The organism is Leclercia sp. GHBNCSD (assembly GCF_055805075.1).
Genome location: NZ_JBQVYO010000001.1, coordinates 1,701,881 through 1,722,008, shown reverse-complemented (window position 1 = coordinate 1,722,008; position 20,128 = coordinate 1,701,881). Strand labels below are relative to the sequence as shown.

The window sequence follows — 20,128 nt, the reverse complement described above, 5'->3', positions numbered from 1 at the left end:
GAGTTTTGTAGGCCCGTGCAAGCGTAGCGCCGCCGGGCATTGAAGACTTAACGAATCCCACCATACGCCAGCGTCACCTCTTTCGCCGCCTTAATCACCAGCGCTCCCAGCTCTGTCACCCGGTCGTCGGTCATGCGTGAGATAGGCCCGGAGATGGAGATAGCGGCAAACGGCTCGCGGTGCTCATCATAAATGCAGGCGGCAATACAGCGCAGGCCGAGAGCATGCTCTTCATCATCGAAGGAGTAGCCACGCTTGCGCGTCAGGGCTAAATCCTCTTTCAGATGGACCGGTGATACCAGCGTGGCATGGGTATAGGCGTGTAAACCTTTGCGGTGCAGCAGACCCGTTACCTGCTCTTCGCTGAGCTGGGATAAAAACGCTTTTCCCGCCCCGGAGGCGTGCATCGGCAGCTTGCCGCCAATCGGGGCCGACATGCGCATCAGTTGGGTACACTGCACCTGGTCGATAATAATCGCCTGGTGATCGCTCTGATCGAGCACCGCCAGGTTGACCGTCTCGCCGGAGTCTTCCATCAGCTTGCGCAGGATCGGATGGACAATGGCGAGCAGGTTACGGCTCTGCAAAAAGCTGCTGCCGACAATAAACGCGTGGGCACCCACGGACCAGTGCCCGAGCTCGCCCACCTGACGAACAAAGCCCAACTGCTGCATAGTGGTCAGCAGGCGATGGGTGGTGGAGTTTGGCAGACCTGCCTGCTGGGCCAGCTCCGTTAGCGCCACGCTGCTGTGCGACTCGGCTATCCATTCAAGGAGCTTTAACCCCCGTGTCAGGGACTGGACTTGACCGCCCGCCTGGGCGGTCGCGGCGGCGGGTTTTCTGCCGCGTTTAGCGGGAACGGTGGCGACCATGGCAGGCTCCTTTTTTCTGTATCGTGGAAATCATTTTCGTTTTATTTGGATGTTTTGCAACCGTTATCCTGACTGATCGGATGAGTCATGCTGAACATGTCTCATGTTACCGCGGTGTGACTTTTCCCCTTAGCAAGATTATGCCAGTATGGACTGCTGGCCTTTTGGCCTGGTTGAGCGTTGTCGGGAGCAAGTGTGAGCAGCAAAGTAGATCAACTGCGTGCGCAGTTAAATGAACGCATTCTGGTACTGGATGGCGGTATGGGCACCATGATCCAGAGCTATCGTCTGAGTGAAGACGACTTTCGCGGCGACCGTTTCGCCGACTGGCCCTGCGATCTGAAAGGTAACAATGACCTGCTGGTACTCAGCAAGCCAGAGATTATCGCCGCCATTCACTACGCCTATTTCGAGGCGGGTGCGGATATCGTTGAAACCAACACCTTTAACTCGACAACCATCGCCATGGCGGATTACGAGATGGAATCCCTGTCGGCGGAGATCAACTACGAGGCAGCGAAGCTGGCCCGCGCCTGCGCCGATGAGTGGACGGCCCGCACGCCAGAGAAACCGCGCTATGTGGCGGGCGTACTTGGCCCGACCAACCGCACCGCCTCTATCTCGCCGGATGTGAACGATCCGGCTTTTCGTAATATCACCTTTGACCAGCTGGTGACCGCGTACCGCGAGTCCACCAAAGCGCTGGTGGAAGGCGGTGTCGATCTGATCATGATTGAAACGGTCTTCGATACGCTCAACGCCAAAGCCGCCATCTACGCGGTGAAAGAGGAGTTCGAAGCCCTGGGTGTCGACCTGCCGATTATGATCTCCGGCACCATCACCGATGCCTCTGGCCGTACCCTTTCCGGGCAGACGACCGAAGCCTTTTATAACTCCCTGCGCCACGCCGATGCGCTGACCTTTGGTCTGAACTGTGCGCTGGGGCCGGACGAACTGCGCCAGTATGTGCAGGAGCTGTCGCGCATCGCGGAGTGCTACGTCACTGCCCACCCGAATGCCGGTCTGCCAAACGCATTTGGTGAGTACGATCTCGATGCCGCCACCATGGCGGCGCAGATCCGCGAGTGGGCTGAATCCGGGTTCCTGAATATCGTCGGCGGCTGCTGCGGCACCACGCCAGAGCACATTGCTGCCATGAGCAACGCGGTGGCGGGCCTGGCACCACGTAAGCTCCCCGACCTGCCGGTGGCCTGTCGACTGTCTGGTCTTGAGCCGCTGAACATTGGCGATGAGAGTCTGTTTGTGAACGTTGGCGAACGTACCAACGTGACCGGCTCCGCGAAGTTCAAACGCCTGATCAAAGAAGAGAAGTACAGCGAAGCGCTGGACGTTGCCCGCCAGCAGGTTGAGAGCGGGGCGCAGATTATTGATATCAACATGGATGAGGGGATGCTCGACGCCGAAGCGGCGATGGTGCGTTTCCTCAACCTGATCGCCGGTGAGCCGGACATTGCCCGCGTGCCGATTATGATCGACTCCTCGAAGTGGGAAGTGATCGAAAAAGGGCTGAAGTGCATTCAGGGTAAGGGGATTGTTAACTCCATCTCCATGAAAGAGGGGGTTGAGCCCTTTATCCATCACGCGAAGATGGTGCGCCGCTACGGTGCCGCCGTGGTGGTGATGGCCTTTGACGAAGTGGGCCAGGCGGATACCCGTGAGCGCAAAATTGAGATTTGCCGCCGCGCATACCAGATTTTGACCGAAGAGGTCGGCTTCCCGCCGGAAGACATCATCTTTGACCCGAACATCTTCGCCGTCGCCACCGGGATTGAAGAGCACAATAACTACGCCCAGGACTTTATCGGCGCGTGTGAAGACATCAAACGTGAGCTGCCGCATGCGCTGATCTCCGGCGGTGTCTCGAACGTGTCGTTCTCGTTCCGCGGCAACGACCCGGTACGTGAAGCGATCCACGCCGTATTCCTCTACTACGCCATCCGCAACGGGATGGACATGGGGATCGTCAACGCTGGCCAGCTGGCGATTTATGACGACCTGCCACTGGAGCTGCGCGACGCGGTTGAGGATGTGATCCTGAATCGCCGCGACGACGCCACCGAGCGCATGCTGGAGCTGGCCGAAAAGTATCGCGGCAGCAAAGCTGATGACAGCGCCAACGTTCAGCAGGCGGAGTGGCGTACCTGGGATGTGAAAAAACGCCTCGAATATTCGCTGGTAAAAGGGATCACCGAGTTTATCGAGCAGGATACCGAAGAGGCCCGCCAGCAGGCCACGCGCCCGATTGAAGTGATCGAAGGGCCGCTGATGGACGGCATGAACGTGGTTGGCGATCTGTTCGGCGAGGGCAAAATGTTCCTGCCGCAGGTGGTGAAATCCGCCCGCGTAATGAAGCAGGCTGTAGCGTATCTGGAGCCGTTTATCGAAGCCAGCAAAGAGAAGGGCTCCAGTAACGGCAAGATGGTCATCGCCACCGTAAAAGGCGACGTGCATGATATCGGCAAAAACATCGTCGGCGTGGTGCTGCAGTGTAATAACTACGAGATTATCGATCTGGGCGTGATGGTGCCGGCGGAGAAAATCCTCAAAACCGCACGCGAAGTGAATGCCGATCTGATTGGCCTTTCCGGACTGATCACCCCGTCGCTGGATGAGATGGTCAACGTGGCAAAAGAGATGGAGCGCCAGGGCTTTACCCTTCCGCTGCTCATTGGCGGGGCGACCACCTCAAAAGCGCATACCGCGGTGAAGATTGAGCAGAACTACAGCGGGCCGACGGTCTACGTGCAGAACGCCTCGCGCACGGTTGGCGTGGTTTCGGCGCTGCTGTCCGAAACCCAGCGCGACGACTTTGTTGCCAGAACCCGCAAAGAGTATGAAACGGTGCGCATTCAGCACGGGCGTAAAAAGCCGCGTACCCCGCCGGTAACGCTGGCTGCGGCGCGGGATAACGACCTGGCCTTTGACTGGTCGAGCTATACGCCGCCGGTCGCCCATCGCCTGGGCGTGCAGGAGGTGACGGCCAGCATCGAGACCCTGCGTAACTATATCGACTGGACGCCGTTCTTTATGACCTGGTCGCTGGCCGGGAAGTACCCGCGTATTCTGGAAGATGAGGTGGTAGGCGAGGAGGCGAAGCGCCTGTTTAAAGACGCCAACGACCTGCTCGACAAGCTCAGCGCCGAGAAAACCCTCAACCCGCGCGGCGTGGTGGGGCTGTTCCCGGCGAACCGCGTGGGCGACGACATCGAAATTTATCGCGATGAGACGCGTACTCATGTGCTGACCGTAAGCCATCATCTGCGTCAGCAGACCGAGAAGGTCGGGTTTGCCAACTACTGCCTGGCCGATTTCGTCGCGCCGAAGCTGAGCGGTAAAGCGGACTACATCGGTGCCTTCGCCGTGACCGGCGGGCTGGAGGAGGACGCGCTGGCGGATGCCTACGAAGCGCAGCATGATGATTACAACAAAATCATGATCAAAGCGATTGCCGACCGTCTGGCAGAGGCTTTTGCGGAATACCTGCACGAGCGGGTGCGTAAGGTGCACTGGGGTTACGCGCCTACTGAGAATCTCAGCAATGAGGATCTGATCCGCGAGAACTACCAGGGGATCCGTCCGGCGCCAGGCTACCCGGCCTGCCCGGAGCATACCGAGAAAGGCACTATCTGGCAGCTTCTGGATGTCGAAACCCATACCGGCATGAAGCTCACCGAGTCCTTCGCCATGTGGCCGGGTGCATCGGTTTCCGGCTGGTACTTCAGTCACCCTGACAGCAAATACTTCGCCGTGGCGCAGATCCAGCGTGACCAGGTGGAAGATTATGCCCTGCGTAAAGGGATGAGCGTGGCGGAGGTGGAGCGCTGGTTAGCGCCAAACCTCGGCTACGACGCCGACTGACCTGACTGCGCCGCCGACGGTCAGGGCCCGGCTCACGTCACGTTTCCTTACAACAAACAGGGCACCCAATGGGTGCCCTGTCTCTTTCTTACATTTAAGCCCTTATACTGGAAGAAGGCTCAGCGATCCGCGCCACAACGTAGGCCGGATAAGGCGTAGCCGCCATCCGGCAATACCGCGCGCAATGAGCCTCAGGACAACGCATAACGAAAAGGAGAACCTGTATCCGTGCTGACTCTGCTACATCTGCTTTCTGCCGTGGCGTTGCTGGTCTGGGGCACCCATATTGTCCGTACCGGCGTAATGCGCGTTTTTGGCGCCCGCTTACGTACCGTTCTCAGCCGCAGCGTTGAGAAAAAGCCGCTCGCGTTCTGCGCAGGCATTGGCGTCACCGCGCTGGTGCAAAGCAGTAATGCCACCACCATGCTGGTCACCTCGTTTGTGGCCCAGGATCTGGTGGCGCTGACGCCTGCGCTGGTGATTGTTCTCGGTGCCGATGTAGGGACCGCGCTGATGGCGCGGGTATTGACCTTTGATCTCTCCTGGCTGTCGCCGCTGCTGATCTTTATCGGCGTGATATTTTTCCTTGGCCGTAAGCAGACCCGGGCCGGACAGCTGGGGCGCGTGGGGATCGGCCTTGGGCTGATTCTGCTGGCCCTGGAGCTGATCGTTCAGGCCGTCACCCCCATTACGCAGGCGAGCGGCGTCCAGGTTATCTTCGCTTCGCTGACCGGCGACATCATGCTGGATGCGTTGATTGGTGCGGTGTTTGCGCTTATCAGCTACTCCAGCCTGGCGGCGGTACTGTTAACCGCGACCCTGACCGCGGCGGGGATCATCTCCTTCCCGGTCGCCCTCTGTCTGGTGATTGGTGCGAACCTTGGCTCCGGCCTGCTGGCGGTACTAAACAACAGCGCCGCCAATGCCGCAGCGCGCCGCGTAGCGCTTGGCAGTCTGCTGTTTAAGCTGGTGGGAAGCCTGATTATTCTGCCGTTCGTTAAGCCGCTGGCGGACCTGATGGATAACCTGTCGCTGCCGGAATCGGAGATGGTCATCTACTTCCACGTCTTCTATAACCTGGTGCGCTGCGTGGCGATGGTGCCCTTTGCTGGGCCAATGGCGCGCTTCTGTGAACGTATCATCCGTGATGAACCGGAGCTTGATACCCGTCTGAAACCGAAACATCTTGATACCAGCGCGCTGGATACCCCGGCGCTGGCACTGGCCAATGCCGCCCGCGAAACGCTGCGCATGGGCGATGCAATGGAGTTAATGCTGGAGGGGCTGAAAAAGGTGGTGCATGGCGAGCCGCGGGAAGAGAAAGCGCTGCGTAAACTCGCCGACGATATCAACGTGCTCTATACCGCCATCAAACTCTATCTGGCGCGGATGCCAAAAGATGAGCTGGCGGAAGAGGAGTCCCGCCGCTGGGCGGAGATCATCGAAATGTCGCTCAACCTGGAGCAGGCCTCCGATATCGTCGAGCGCATGGGGAGCGAAATCGCCGACAAATCGCTGGCGGCCCGCCGGGCATTCTCCCTGGAAGGGGTTAAAGAGCTGGATGCACTGCACGATCAGCTGCTCGCTAACCTTAAGCTGGCGATGTCGGTCTTTTTCTCCGGCGACGTACCCAGCGCCCGCCGTCTGCGCCGTAATAAACACCGGTTCCGTATTCTCAACCGTCGCTATTCCCACGCGCACGTTGACCGTCTGCACCAGCAGAACGTGCAAAGCATTGAGACCAGCTCCCTGCACCTGGGGCTGCTTGGCGACATGAAGCGCCTTAACTCCCTGTTCTGCGCGGTGGCTTACAGCGTCATGGAGCAGCCGGATGAGGACGATGATCGGGATGAGTATTGATCTGGAAAGCGCCTCGCAGAACGGAGCGGCGAGGCGTGAGTAAACACATCGCCTGGTTTAATGTTATGCCATGGATGATATGTATAAAATTTTATACAGGGATGTGTTATGCTGCCAGAAAGACCGACCCTGCGCCCGATAGCCTAGGTAGGGAGTGCGTTCGATGATTTGCTCTGTTTTCCCGAAGAGGTCCGCCGGGAGGCTGGCTATCAGTTGCACCGCCTGCAGGCAGGGTTAGAGGCGGCAGACTGGAAGCCAATGACAGAGATTGGCAGAGGCGTGGAAGAAGTCAGATTGCGCAGTAGTTCAGGGGCTTACCGTATCCTCTACCTGGCCCGTTTTGAAGAGGCTGTTTATATCCTGCACTGTTTTATAAAAAAAAATCCGACGTACATCCGAGCACGATAAGCGTATCGCGAAAGCGCGTTTTCAGAGCGTAATGGAGGAGCTAAGGAGTGGAAAATGAGTCAGGCCATTGATTGTAAAATTCGCCATATCACCCCTACAGAGGCAAATATTTTTGCCGAACTCGGCTTTAACGAGCATGAATCTAAACATCTGCAGGAGGATGCCCAGAAAGAAGTCGAACAACTGTTGCTGCTTAAACGACAGCTGATGCAAGAAATTTCAGCATGGATTGCTGAGCATAACCTTCGTCAGGCGGACGCCGCGGAGAAGCTCAATGTCTCACGACCGCGTGTGTCAGATGTCGTGAATCTTAAAACCAGCAAGTTTACTCTTGATACCCTGGTGATGATGCTCAGCAAACTTGGGAAACCTGTCTCAGTGACGGTAGGCTGATCTTTTTACCAGCCGAAACCTAAGGTATATTTCGCCTCTACAGGAGAAATTATGCTGCCAACTCAATCCACCCGATTAAACAAATACATTAGCGAGAGCGGGATCTGCTCGCGCCGCGAGGCTGATCGTTACATCGAACAGGGCAACGTGTTTATCAACGGTAAACGCGCCACCATTGGCGATCAGGTCGTTCCTGGCGATGTGGTCAAAGTGAATGGTCAAACGATCGAGCCCCGTAACGCAGAAGACCTGGTGTTTATCGCGCTGAATAAACCGGTTGGCATTGTCAGTACCACGGAAGATGGCGAGCGTGACAACATCGTGGATTTCGTCAACCACAGCAGCCGTATCTTCCCGATTGGCCGCCTGGACAAAGACTCCCAGGGGTTGATTTTCCTCACCAACCACGGCGATCTGGTGAACAAGATCCTGCGTGCCGGTAACGACCACGAAAAAGAGTACATCGTCACGGTTAACAAACCGGTGACGGACGACTTTATCCGCGGCATGGGGGCAGGCGTTCCGATCCTCGGCACGGTGACGAAAAAGTGCAAGGTGAAGAAAGAGGCGCCGTTCGCGTTCCGCATTACCCTGGTTCAGGGGTTAAACCGGCAGATCCGCCGCATGTGCGAATATTTCGGTTACGACGTGACGAAGCTGGAACGTACGCGCATCATGAACGTCAGCCTCTCCGGCATCCCGCTGGGCGAGTGGCGCGATCTGACCGATGATGAACTGATTGAGCTCTTTAAGCTGATTGAGAATTCATCCTCGGAAGCAAAACCCAAAGCCAAAGCCAAACCGAAAACCCAGGGCATCAAACGCCCGGTGGTTAAGGCTCCGCAATCGGAAGAGAAAAGCCGGGCGAAGCCTGCCGGAAACGGAAAGCGCTTTACGTCGCCAGGCCGTAAAAAGAAAGGGCGCTAATCAGCGCCTTCCACGGGTTGGGGTATTCGCCGACCAGGAAAACGTCGCCTCTTTATCTACTTTATAAGCCTGCTCTTTTCGAAGTTTGCGGGCTTTTTTGGCATCCAGCTCACGCTGCGCCATCAGTTTGTCGATGTACTCTTTTTTGAGGTGATTGGTTTCGGCGTTGGTCAGCAGACGGCCATGGGCGATACGCGCGCGGTCGAGCAGAGTTTTCAGTTCGCGCTGCTCGCTTTCCGTCATCTCTTTCTGGGTCAATCTTGGTGTGGACATACCTGAAGCCTCCTGTGAAAGAGGCTTCAGTGTAAAGCATGCCTTCGCTGCGGCGAAGTGAATTAACCTTCCTTCACCACATCGCTTTTCTTTTGTCCCTCGAGCGGCTTACCCGACCAGTAACCCGCCAGCAGCGAGCCGGAAAGGTTATGCCATACCGAGAAGAGCGCGCCCGGCAGCGCAGCCAGCGGCGAGAAGTAAATTTTGCCGAGGGCCGCGGCCAGGCCGGAGTTCTGCATCCCCACTTCAATCGCCAGCGTGCGGCAGGTGGATTCGTCAAAGCCGAACAGCTTCCCGCCCCAGTAGCCGCCCATCAGGCCAATAATGTTGTGCAGCACCACGGCGATAATCACCACAAAACCGACAGAGGCAATATGCGCCGCAGAACCGGCGACCACGGCGCTGATGATCGCCAGAATGCAGACCATGGAAAACGCCGGCAGGTACGGCTCAACGGCTTTCACCAGCCGTGGGAACAGATGATGAATCACCAGCCCCAGCGCAATCGGGATCACCACGATTTGCAGAATGCTCAGCAGCATTCCCATCACATCCACCTGAATGTGGGCATCCACATACAGACGGGTCAGCAGTGGAGTGGCGACCACGCCAACCAGGGTGGAGACGGAGGAGATAGTCACCGACAGCGCCACATCTCCTTTCGCCAGATAGATCATCACGTTGGAGGCGGTACCGCTGGCCACGCTGCCCACCAGCACCATCCCGGCGGAGAGGTCTGGCGGCATCTTAAAGGCGATAGCGAGCGCCCATGCTGCCAGGGGCATCACCAGATAGTGCAGAAAGATCCCCGCCGCGACCGGGGCGGGACGTGACAGGACGCGTTTAAAATCGTCGATTTTCAGGTGCACGCCCATGCCGAACATAATCAGCATCAGCAACGTAGTGACCCACGGGCCGACAGGGGTAAACGTGGTGGGCGTATAATAGGCTATAACAGAGAGCAGCAGCGCCCATAGCGGGAACAGCCGGGTGATGGCGGATAACATACAGATTCCTTGCGATTTGTTGTGTTGTGTCGTTATTAAAAAAGCCGGGATCGAGCCCGGCTTAGAGGTATTGTTTATCGTGCTAAGTAATTTTGTTCAATCAAATAATATTCATGATCGCTGACGTACGCTCTCCCAGCTCAGGCCAAAGCGGGCCAGATATTTGCGGAGCCTGTCGGCATCGTTAGGATTCGCTTTTTTCAAACGCGAGACGGCAAAAAGTTCGCGTCCGGCCTCAGACAAGGAGGCACTGCGGCGACATACCTCCAGCACGGTTTCCAGTTGACGCAAATCGAAAAGGTCGATCGCCATTTCTGCCGTAGCCGGTAGCGAAACAGCCTGCCAGTCACTAAGCAGACGGGCAATTTCCTCCTCAACCAATGCCAGCGTGATGCGACCCTGCTCGGCAAGCGTGGCCATTCGCGCCACAGAAGAGCCCAGTTCACGAAAGTTACCGCGCCATAACGCCTGCGGAGAGTCAGCAAAACGCAGATAGCGCTCGCGCGCCTCTTTGTCGAAGCGAACCTGAGATTGTGCTTCGGTCGCAAAGCGTTGCAGTTCGTACTCCACGTTGGGGGCGATATCTTCCCGGCGCTGCGCCAGGCCGGGCAGGGCAAAACTCCACATATTGATACGGGCGTAGAGATCTTCGCGAAAACGACCTTCCGCCACCCACTGGCGCATATCCCGGTGCGTGCCGGCAATCAGCTGAAAATCGCTCCTGACCTCTTTATCGGAGCCAAACGGGAAGAAGGTTTTTTCTTCGATAGCTTTTAACAGCATGGCCTGTTCATCGAGACCCAGTTCGGCAATCTCATCTAAGAACAGCACGCCGCCGTCGGCCTCACGCAGCAGCCCGGCGCGGGCGGCGACTGCCCCGGTAAATGCCCCTTTAACATGGCCAAAAAGAGTCGACATGGCGTTGTCGCCCCGCAGCGTAGCGCAGTTTACCGCCACCAGCCTGCCGGAAAGCTGATGACGAGATTGCTTAAGCTGGTAAATACGATTGGCGAGAAACGATTTTCCGGCCCCCGTTGGGCCAGTCAGCAGGAGAGGAGCGGTTGAGCGCAGCGCCACACGCTCAATCTGATCGATCAGGGCGTTGAAGGTGGCATTGCGGGTATCAATCCCGGCTTTCAGGAACGAAACGGATTCCTGCTGTTCACGCTGAAAGCGGCTGGTCAATGTGGCATAACGGCTTAAATCCAGGTCGATGATCGAATAACGTCCGACGGGGACGGCCTCTTCTGGCGCCTCCCTGCTGGCAGGGCCGGTCTGGATCAGGCTGGCGGGGAGATACCGCGCTTCGGTCAGCAAAAACCAGCAAATCTGCGCCACGTGCGTGCCGGTGGTGATATGGACCAGGTACTCTTCATGTTCGGTGTCAAACTGATAGTGTGTGGCGAAGTCGAGGAAGGCGGCGTAGACCTCTTCAAAATCCCAGGGATCGGCTATGGTGACGGGACATGCGCGCACGGTGGTATGTGGGGAAAGCTGGCTGATATCTTCCGTTATCTGTTCCGCCATCCCCCGGTCCTGCGGCTGGTGGAGTAGTTCAAGCCTGTCGACGGGGAGATCGGGCTGCAGACAAAGTGCGACCGTTGGGCGCCATTTACGTAAGCGGTTAGCCCGCTTGCCGCGCTTATCCATCACCGTACCCAGTACCCCAATAACCACTCGCCGCTTTTTCATGTTTATCCTGAAAGATAAAAACTGATATTGAAAGATAAAAATATTCTGTGGATTAAGCAATGTCCGTGAAGGGCTTCTAAGTTAATTTCAGTTTAATCAATGAGATATATTTAATCGGTGCTGGCTGTACCTTTTGGCACGCTTCTGGCAATACCTGTTACTAACAGACAAAGTAAATGGGTTGGCCGTGAAAGTTTCAGGCGACCCTGAGGGTGAGTACCATGAAACAGACTGATTTTGATGTTTTAAGCGCGCAGCACAGCGCACCGGTAAAAATGTGGACGCACGGGGTGCCCGTTGAGCCAGAGGCGCGCGAACAGTTGCTCAATACCGCAAAGATGCCGTTTATTTTTAAGCATCTGGCGGTGATGCCGGATGTGCATCTCGGAAAAGGCTCCACCATTGGCAGCGTAATCCCCACTAAAGGGGCGATCATTCCCGCGGCGGTGGGGGTGGATATTGGTTGCGGGATGATTGCCGTGCGGACATCTCTGCTGGCAGGCGATCTGCCGGATAACCTTCACGGACTGCGCAGCGCCATTGAACAGGCGGTGCCGCACGGGCGGACCAACACTCGCTCCCGTCGCGACAAGGGAGCATGGGCAAAGACGCCGGATGAGGTGGATAACCACTGGGCCCGGCTGGCGCCGCGCTTCAAACGGCTGACGGATAAATATCCGCAACTGCTGAAAACCAATAACCATCAGCATCTGGGGACGCTGGGCACCGGGAACCACTTTATCGAGATCTGCCTGGATGAGCAGCAACGCGTCTGGGTCATGCTGCACAGCGGTTCGCGTGGCGTGGGCAATGCCATCGGCAACGTGTTTATCACGCTGGCGCAGAAGGATATGCAGCAGCATATTGCCAACCTGCCTGACAGAAACCTGGCCTATTTCCAGGAGGGGAGCCGGCACTATAACGACTACATCGAAGCCGTGGAGTGGGCACAGGATTTTGCGCGCCATAACCGCGAGGTGATGATGTCCCGCGTGCTGGCCGCGCTCTCGCGCATTGTGCCAAAGCCTTTCCTCACGCAGCAGGAGGCGGTGAATTGCCATCACAACTATGTCCAGAAAGAGCGTCATTTTGGTGAAGAGGTTCTGGTGACGCGCAAAGGGGCGGTGTCGGCGCAGAAGGGCGAGATGGGGATCATCCCCGGGTCGATGGGGGCGAAAAGCTTTATCGTGCGCGGCCTGGGCAATGAAGAGAGCTTCTGCTCCTGCAGTCATGGGGCAGGGCGGGTGATGAGCCGCACGGCGGCCAAAAAACGCTTCACCGTTGCCGATCAGGTTCGTGCCACGGCCCACGTCGAGTGCAGAAAAGACAGCGAGGTCATCGATGAGATCCCGATGGCCTATAAAGATATCGATGCCGTCATGGCGGCGCAGGCGTCGCTGGTCGAAATCGTCCATACCTTGCGCCAGGTGGTCTGTGTAAAAGGATAAAAGAGATGGCTGATAACGATGTAGATGCCGCCATGCGCGAGCGCGTGCGGCAGCAACTTAACGAGATAGAGCAACGGTTCAATGTGTCCGTGCTGTACGCCTGTGAGTCGGGCAGCCGGGGCTGGGGCTTTGCGTCGCCGGACAGCGATTATGACGTGCGCTTCCTGTATGTGCATAAACCTGACTGGTATTTGCGCGTCGAACCGCAGCGGGATGTGATCGAGCTGCCCATAGACGACGAACTGGACATAAGCGGCTGGGAGTGGCGCAAGGCGCTGGGTTTGCTGAAAGCGGCCAACCCCACGCTTATCGAGTGGCTGGATTCGCCGGTGGTCTATCAGCAGAGCGATACGGTAATCACGGAGCTGCGCGCGCAGGTACCCGCCTGGTTTTCACCCGTGCGTGCGCGCTGGCACTACTACTCTATGGCGCGTAAAAACTTCCGCGGTTATTTACAGAGCGAAGAGGTGCGGCTGAAGAAGTACTTTTACGTCCTGCGTCCGCTGCTGGCAGTGCGGTGGGTGGAGGCCGGAAAAGGGATGCCGCCGATGCGTTTCGCTGAACTGCTGGCGGGAAGCGAGCTTGATGCGCCATTACGTCAGGAAATCGATGCCCTGCTGGCAATAAAACAGCGTGCCGGGGAAGCGCAATATGGCTCCAGACGCCCTTTACTGCACGCTTTCATCACCCAGGAGCTGGCGCGGGGCGAAAACCCGCCCACGCTGCCGGACAGCCGTCATGGCAAGGTAGCCTCGCTGGATGCGCTGCTGATGAGAACGGTGCTGGCAGGATAAAAAAAGGGCCCGGTTGTCCGGGCCCTTTTTTGTTATTCAAACAAGTTATGATGCAGTTTCTGCACGACCTGCTCGGCTTCATGGCCTGGTACCAGGAAGCAGAGGTTGTAGCTGGATGCGCCATAGCAAATCATGCGGATGTTAAACGGATCCAGCACGCCAAACACCTCTTTGCCCACGCCGCTGGCGCGGGACAGCTCGTTACCGATGATCGCCACCAGGGCGAGATCTTCTTCCACCTCGACGCGGCACAGCTCAGAGAGCTCCATCAGCAGAGATTGCGTCAGCAGGGTATCGCCGGTGGAGGTTGAGCCGGTGGTGTCCAGCGTCAGGGCGATGTTCACCTCTGAGGTGGTGACCAGATCAACCGAGATGCTGTGGCGCGCCAGAATGCTGAATACCTCGGCCAGGAAGCCGCGGGAGTGCAGCATGCTCAGGCTGTGCAGGGTCAGCAGGGTCTGTTTGCGACGCAGGGCGATGGCGCGGAACAGCGGTGGGTTTTCGGTGGTGTTGCACACCATGGTGCCGCCCGCTTTTGGATCCTTGCTGGAGCCGACGAACACAGGAATATCGCTGCGCACTGCCGGCAGTAATGTCGCCGGGTGCAGCACTTTCGCGCCGAAGGTCGCCATCTCGGCGGCCTCTTCAAAGGCAATCTCGTCAATACGTTTTGCCGCCGGCACCACGCGCGGGTCGGTGGTGTAAATGCCCGGCACGTCCGTCCAGATATCCACGCGGGAGGCGCGCAGCGCCTCGCCCAGCAGGGCTGCGGTGTAGTCGCTGCCGCCACGGCCCAGCGTGGTGGTGCGGCCTTTGGCTTCGCTACCGATAAAGCCCTGGGTAATGACAATCCCCTCCGCCAGGCGCGGCGCCAGCTGTTGGGTGGTTAGCTCGGCAATGGCCTCAATATCCGGCTCGGCACGGCCAAAGCGATCGCTGGTGCGCAGCACTTTACGCACGTCAAACCACTGCGACTGAACGTTACGCTCGCGCAGCACTTCGACAAACAGCAGGGTCGACATCAGCTCACCGTGGCTGACCAGCTCGTCGGTCAGGGCGGTGGAGGTGGCCAGAGAGGCGGCTTCGGCCAGGGTGATGATATTTTCCAGCAGGCGCTCAATCTCTTCGCTGATGACGCTCGGATCGCGCAGACGGCTAAGGATATCGAACTGAATTTTGTGCAGCGCTTCCAGCTTCGCCTGGCGCTCGCTCGCTTCCAGCCCTTCTGCCAGGGCTACCAGCAGATTAGTGACGCCCGCCGAAGCGGACAACACCACCAGCCGGGTATTCGGATCGGCCAGCACCACATCGGCGCTGCGGTTCATGGCATCAAAATCGGCCACGCTGGTACCGCCAAACTTGGCGACAACAAAACTCGTCATAACAACCTCGTGTCAGGGAAGGAAAAAAGCGACCATGGCACAAGGACAAAATAGTTTTATCGGTGCAGGCGCAAATACCGTGTGTATAAATAAAATGTGCAGGGGATCCTGTCAACGCTGGGATTATGCGGATTTTTCATGCTGCATTCCATATGAGAAACAGGACTTATAACAGCTATACTTTTGGAGCTTTTGCACTGCACTTGATGCAAGCCAGGCCAATGGCATAAAAACCATCACAATTTTTAGCGGCAGAGGCTACAATCGACCGAGGTCACAATTCTCAATTCAGAAGAGTATTGCTATGAAAAATATCAACCCAACGCAGACTGCAGCCTGGCAGGCATTACAGAAACACTTTGATGAGATGAAAGACGTTACTATCGCGGAGCTGTTCGCGAAAGACGGCGATCGTTTCAATAAGTTCTCCGCGACGTTTGACGATCAGATGCTGGTCGATTTTTCCAAAAACCGCATCACTGAAGAGACGCTGGCAAAACTGCAGGATCTGGCGAAAGAGACCGATCTGAGCGGTGCCATCAAGTCCATGTTCTCTGGCGAGAAGATCAACCGTACTGAAGATCGCGCCGTACTGCATGTTGCACTGCGTAACCGTAGCAATACTCCAATCATCGTTGACGGCAAAGATGTGATGCCTGAAGTGAACGCCGTGCTGGAAAAGATGAAAACCTTCTCGGAAGCAATCATCTCAGGTCAGTGGAAAGGCTACACCGGCAAACCGATCACCGATGTGGTGAATATTGGTATCGGCGGCTCCGACCTTGGCCCATTCATGGTGACCGAAGCGCTGCGCCCGTACAAAAACCACCTCAACATGCACTTTGTCTCTAACGTCGATGGTACTCACATCGCCGAAGTGCTGAAAAAAGTGAACCCGGAAAGCACCCTGTTCCTGGTGGCGTCCAAAACCTTCACCACCCAGGAAACCATGACCAACGCCCACAGCGCGCGCGACTGGTTCCTGCAGAGTGCCGGTGACGAGCAGCACGTGGCGAAACACTTCGCGGCGCTCTCCACCAACGCTAAAGCGGTCGGCGAGTTCGGCATCGACACTGCCAACATGTTCGAGTTCTGGGACTGGGTTGGCGGTCGTTACTCCCTGTGGTCCGCTATCGGTCTGTCCATCATCCTCTCCGTGGGCTACGACAACTTTGTTGAGCTGCTCTCCGGCGCGCATGCGATGGACAAACATTTCTCTACCACTCCGGCGGAGAAAAACCTGCCGGTACTGCTGGCGCTGATCGGTATCTGGTACAACAACTTCTTTGGTGCAGAAACCGAAGCGATCCTGCCGTACGACCAGTACATGCACCGTTTCGCAGCCTACTTCCAGCAGGGCAACATGGAATCCAACGGTAAATACGTTGACCGTAACGGCAACGCCGTGGATTACCAGACCGGCCCAATCATCTGGGGTGAGCCAGGCACCAACGGCCAGCACGCGTTCTACCAGCTGATCCACCAGGGCACCAAAATGGTACCGTGCGATTTCATCGCCCCGGCTATCACTCATAACCCGCTGTCTGACCACCATCCGAAGCTGCTGTCGAACTTCTTCGCGCAGACCGAAGCGCTGGCGTTCGGTAAAGCGCGTGACGTGGTTGAGCAGGAGTATCGCGATCAGGGTAAAGATCCGGCGACCCTGGATCACGTGGTGCCGTTCAAAGTGTTCGAAGGCAACCGTCCAACTAACTCCATCCTGCTGCGTGAGATCACCCCGTTCAGCCTGGGCGCGCTGATTGCCCTGTATGAGCACAAAATCTTCACCCAGGGCGCGATCCTGAACATCTTCACCTTTGACCAGTGGGGCGTTGAGCTGGGCAAACAGCTGGCTAACCGCATCCTGCCTGAGCTGGGTGACAATCAGGATATTAGCAGCCACGACAGCTCTACCAACGGTCTGATTAACCGTTATAAAGCCTGGCGCGCATAATTCTGCTGCGGTCTGTCTGCCCGGTGGCGCTACGCTTACCGGGCCTACAAAACCCCCGTAGGCCGGGCAAACGGAGTGCCGCCCGGCAGATCTGCACAAAATATAAACAAAAAATATAGATCCCCGTCACATTTTTGCGTTATACAGGAATCTCGTCCCGGAGAATGAGGTGCTGTATGACATCCCTGACTCGCCCGCGTGTTGAGTTTATCTCAACCATTCTGCAGACCGTGCTGAACCTGGGTCTGCTGAGCCTTGGCCTGATCCTGGTCGTCTTCCTCGGTAAAGAGACGGTGCATCTGGCTGATGTGCTTTTCGCCCCTGAGCAAACCAGCAAATACGAGCTGGTTGAAGGGCTGGTGGTTTACTTTCTCTACTTCGAATTTATCGCCCTGATCGTCAAGTACTTTCAGTCTGGCTTTCACTTCCCGCTGCGCTACTTTGTCTACATTGGTATCACCGCGATTGTGCGACTGATCATCGTCGATCATAAATCGCCCCTCGACGTGCTGCTCTACTCGGCGGCTATCCTGCTGCTGGTGGTCACCCTCTGGCTGTGCAACTCGAAGCGACTGAAGCGGGAATAAAAAAAGGGCGGCCCGAGGGCCGCCGAAAACAGTCACAAGTTTGGATCAAGACATCAAGGCAAAGTTGAGGGTTGCAGTGGAATAACAATGAAACTTAACCTTTCACGCCTCCCGCGGTCAGGCCGTTCACCAGCCAGCGCTGGGCCAGCAGGAAGACGACGGTGATCGGGATAGCGGAGAGGACAGCGGCTGCGGCAAAGTCGCCCCACAGATAGTTTTGCGGGTTGAGGTATTGCTGCATCCCTACCGCCAGGGTGTAGCTGTTCACATCACGCAGCAGCAGTGAGGCGACCGGCACTTCGGTGATGGCGGCGATAAACGACAGAATAAAGACCACCGCCAGAATCGGCACGGAGAGCGGCAGCAGCACCAGACGGAACGCCTGCCACGGGGTGGCGCCATCCAGCGACGCGGCCTCTTCCAGCGAGTTGTCGATGGTTTCGAAATAGCCTTTGATGGTCCAGACGTGCAGCGCGATCCCGCCGAGGTAGGCGAAAATCACCCCACCGTGGGTGTTCAGACCGATAAACGGCACATACTGGCCGAGGCGGTCAAACAAGGCGTACAGCGCCACCAGGGACAGGACCGCCGGGAACATCTGGAAAATCAGCATCCCTTTCAGCAGCGTCGCTTTCCCTTTGAAGCGCATACGGGCAAAGGCGTAGGCGCAGGTGGTGGAGAGCGTCACGATACCGATCGCGGTGATGGTGGCGACTTTCACCGAGTTCCACAGCCACAGCAGCACCGGGAACGGCGGCGGGGTGACGCGGCCATCAGCATGTTCCACGCTGAAGCCCAACGCTAACTTCCAGTGCTCCCAGGAGATTTGCTCCGGGATCAGGCTACCGGTGGCGAAGTTACCCGAACGCAGGGAGATGGCGATAACCATCAGCAGCGGGAACATGATTGCCGCGATAAAAATCAGCAGACCCAGGTGGGTGATCAGTAAACGTAATTTCTGCGATTTGGGTTGGACCATAGCCATTTTCAGTACCCTCCTTAGTCAAACTTCATGCGGGTTGCTTTCAGGTTCACGATTGCCAGCGCGCCCACCAGCAGGAAGATCAGGGTGGCAATCGCTGCCGCCAGACCGAAGTCCTGACCACCGCCGCCTTCGAAGGCGATGCGGTAGGTGTAGCTCACGAGCAGGTCGGTATAACCGGCTGGCGTAGTGGTGCCGAGACGGTCCGGGCCACCGTTGGTCAACAGCTGAATCAACACGAAGTTGTTAAAGTTAAAGGCGAAGCTGGCAATCATCAGCGGCGTCAGCGGCTTGATCAGCAGCGGGAGCGTAATCTTAAAGAAGTTCTGGAACGGGGTGGCTCCGTCCATGGCCGACGCTTCATACAGGTCATCCGGGATCGCCTTCAGCAGCCCCATGCACAGGATCATCATGTACGGATAGCCGAGCCAGGTGTTGACGATGATGATCATGCTGCGGGCGGTAGTCGGGTCGCTGAACCACGCCGGTTTGATACCAAACAGGCTGCTCAGCATCATGTTGATTTCACCAAAGCTCTGGTTGAACAGCCCTTTGAAAATCAGAATCGAAATGAACGACGGTACGGCGTAGGGCAGGATCAGCAGGACGCGGTAAATCGCTTTGCCTTTCAGGGCTTCCCACTGCACCAGGCAGGCCAGCACCATGCCAACGGCCACGGTCAGGATCACGGTCAGTATCGAGAAGACCACGGTCCAGACAAAGATGGCGAAGAACGGTTTCTGAATGCCTTCGTCGGTAAAGACGCGGGTAAAGTTATCCCAGCCGATGGTGACGGTATAGCCCGGGCTGAGCTTATCGTCGCCCCAGGTGCCGTCAGCATTCACGGACTGGTAGAAGCCGACGTCGTTATTCGGGCGGTACTTCACGCCGGTCTGGTTGTTGGTGAGCGTGCTGTCATCGCCCAGCGTGTACAGCGGGCGGGTGCCGGAGAACTGGCGCAGCGAGCTCATAATGACTTTGCTTTCGTCCGGCAGCTCAGCGGTAATCTGGGTCAGCGCCTGACGGTTCTGGGTGATGACGCGCAGGTTGGCGCGTTCCCCTTCCGGCAGGGCATCAGCTTCTTTCAGGGCCAGTTTCTGCTCGCCGCCAAATTTAAAGGCGTCGGAGACGTAATATTTGCCTGCGGCATCGTCGGTCAGCGCCAGCTTCCATTCGTCACCTGCGGGATAGAGACCAAAGTTAAAGGTCTTACCGGCCTGATAGGAACGATCCATCAGTACCTGCTGGGCGCGCTCCTGGGCGAGCTGGTTGGTGCTGCTGTAGTTGGTGAAAGCGATGGCGATGGTGCAAATAAGCGGGAACAGGACAAACAGCCCCATCCCGGCAACGCCTGGATAGACATAGCGCCAGGCGTAGGCTTTGCGGTTAGCAAAAATATAGAGGCCGACCGAGCTTAAAATCAGCGTCATGGCGGCAAACAGGTACTCCCCCTGGGCGTACATCAAAACAATAAGGTAACCCACCAGCAAACCCAGCAGACCAATCACTGACCATTTCAGCGTGTCGCTTTGCCACCAGTGTTTCTTTTTAACGACATCCATGGGGATCTTCCTCTACAACTGTGAAAACTTATTGTCAGGTGGCGCTCCGCTTACCTGACCTACGGCTCAAACCGTAGTTGTAGGGCGGGTAAGCGAAGCGCCACCCGC

At 57.1% G+C, this 20,128-nt stretch carries 15 protein-coding genes and 1 pseudogene; 9 read left to right on the top strand and 7 right to left on the bottom strand.

Annotated elements, in window-relative coordinates:
* Positions 1 to 47: 47 nt before the first annotated feature.
* The gene (iclR, locus tag ACT3IC_RS08380; protein WP_103177822.1) at positions 48 to 872 is read right to left on the bottom strand and encodes a glyoxylate bypass operon transcriptional repressor IclR; all 825 of its coding nucleotides are present in this window, start codon (positions 870 to 872) and stop codon (positions 48 to 50) included.
* 195 nt (positions 873 to 1,067) lie between these two features.
* On the opposite strand from iclR, the gene metH reads away from it, so the two are divergent.
* The 5 genes and pseudogenes from metH to rluF all read left to right on the top strand — a co-directional run bounded on the left by metH (position 1,068) and on the right by rluF (position 8,339).
* Positions 1,068 to 4,751, top strand: a complete 3,684-nt coding sequence (gene metH / locus ACT3IC_RS08375; protein ID WP_473477117.1) for a methionine synthase — start codon at positions 1,068 to 1,070, stop codon at positions 4,749 to 4,751.
* A 228-nt stretch (positions 4,752 to 4,979) separates the two neighbouring features.
* Positions 4,980 to 6,611, top strand: a complete 1,632-nt coding sequence (locus tag ACT3IC_RS08370; RefSeq protein ID WP_156653716.1) for a Na/Pi cotransporter family protein — start codon at positions 4,980 to 4,982, stop codon at positions 6,609 to 6,611.
* Positions 6,612 to 6,779: 168 nt separating this feature from the next.
* Positions 6,780 to 7,077 (top strand): annotated as a pseudogene (locus ACT3IC_RS08365) (type II toxin-antitoxin system RelE/ParE family toxin).
* On the top strand, positions 7,074 to 7,412 hold the full coding sequence (locus tag ACT3IC_RS08360) for a helix-turn-helix domain-containing protein (RefSeq protein ID WP_103177826.1): 339 nt from the start codon (positions 7,074 to 7,076) through the stop codon (positions 7,410 to 7,412). The pseudogene ACT3IC_RS08365 and the gene ACT3IC_RS08360 overlap by 4 nt, the downstream one beginning before the upstream one ends.
* A 51-nt stretch (positions 7,413 to 7,463) precedes the next feature.
* Positions 7,464 to 8,339, top strand: a complete 876-nt coding sequence (gene rluF / locus ACT3IC_RS08355) for a 23S rRNA pseudouridine(2604) synthase RluF (protein WP_103177827.1) — start codon at positions 7,464 to 7,466, stop codon at positions 8,337 to 8,339.
* Here the strand turns inward: rluF and ACT3IC_RS08350 are convergent, their stop codons facing one another.
* The 3 genes from ACT3IC_RS08350 to rtcR all read right to left on the bottom strand — a co-directional run bounded on the left by ACT3IC_RS08350 (position 8,340) and on the right by rtcR (position 11,311).
* Positions 8,340 to 8,612 (bottom strand): YjbD family protein, encoded by a 273-nt coding sequence (locus tag ACT3IC_RS08350; RefSeq protein WP_103177828.1) that lies wholly within the window; start codon positions 8,610 to 8,612, stop codon positions 8,340 to 8,342. It abuts the gene before it with no gap.
* 62 nt (positions 8,613 to 8,674) lie between these two features.
* A complete protein-coding gene (gene panS, locus ACT3IC_RS08345; protein WP_159340276.1) occupies positions 8,675 to 9,619 on the bottom strand; it encodes a ketopantoate/pantoate/pantothenate transporter PanS in 945 nt (314 codons plus the stop codon).
* A 111-nt stretch (positions 9,620 to 9,730) separates the two neighbouring features.
* Complete coding sequence (gene rtcR / locus ACT3IC_RS08340) at positions 9,731 to 11,311, bottom strand: RNA repair transcriptional activator RtcR (RefSeq protein ID WP_103177830.1); 1,581 nt, start codon at positions 11,309 to 11,311, stop codon at positions 9,731 to 9,733.
* Positions 11,312 to 11,532: 221 nt separating this feature from the next.
* On the opposite strand from rtcR, the gene ACT3IC_RS08335 reads away from it, so the two are divergent.
* Positions 11,533 to 12,759: an RtcB family protein gene (locus ACT3IC_RS08335; protein ID WP_103177831.1), complete on the top strand. Its 1,227-nt coding sequence runs from the start codon at positions 11,533 to 11,535 to the stop codon at positions 12,757 to 12,759.
* Positions 12,760 to 12,764: 5 nt separating this feature from the next.
* Positions 12,765 to 13,553 (top strand): nucleotidyltransferase domain-containing protein, encoded by a 789-nt coding sequence (locus ACT3IC_RS08330; protein ID WP_473477111.1) that lies wholly within the window; start codon positions 12,765 to 12,767, stop codon positions 13,551 to 13,553.
* Between the two features lie 32 nt (positions 13,554 to 13,585).
* Here the strand turns inward: ACT3IC_RS08330 and lysC are convergent, their stop codons facing one another.
* Entirely contained in the window at positions 13,586 to 14,935 is a 1,350-nt protein-coding gene (gene lysC / locus ACT3IC_RS08325; RefSeq protein ID WP_114388200.1) for a lysine-sensitive aspartokinase 3, read from the bottom strand.
* A gap of 304 nt (positions 14,936 to 15,239) precedes the next feature.
* On the opposite strand from lysC, the gene pgi reads away from it, so the two are divergent.
* Positions 15,240 to 16,889, top strand: coding sequence for a glucose-6-phosphate isomerase (gene pgi, locus ACT3IC_RS08320; RefSeq protein ID WP_156653718.1), 1,650 nt, complete (start codon positions 15,240 to 15,242; stop codon positions 16,887 to 16,889).
* A 176-nt stretch (positions 16,890 to 17,065) separates the two neighbouring features.
* Positions 17,066 to 17,476 (top strand): phosphate-starvation-inducible protein PsiE, encoded by a 411-nt coding sequence (psiE, locus tag ACT3IC_RS08315; RefSeq protein WP_103825384.1) that lies wholly within the window; start codon positions 17,066 to 17,068, stop codon positions 17,474 to 17,476.
* A 94-nt stretch (positions 17,477 to 17,570) separates the two neighbouring features.
* Here the strand turns inward: psiE and malG are convergent, their stop codons facing one another.
* Together malG and malF are read right to left on the bottom strand one after the other, a co-directional pair.
* Entirely contained in the window at positions 17,571 to 18,461 is an 891-nt protein-coding gene (gene malG, locus ACT3IC_RS08310; protein WP_032615951.1) for a maltose ABC transporter permease MalG, read from the bottom strand.
* Between the two features lie 14 nt (positions 18,462 to 18,475).
* Positions 18,476 to 20,020: a maltose ABC transporter permease MalF gene (gene malF, locus ACT3IC_RS08305; protein ID WP_103177836.1), complete on the bottom strand. Its 1,545-nt coding sequence runs from the start codon at positions 20,018 to 20,020 to the stop codon at positions 18,476 to 18,478.
* Between the last annotated feature and the right edge of the window lie 108 nt (positions 20,021 to 20,128).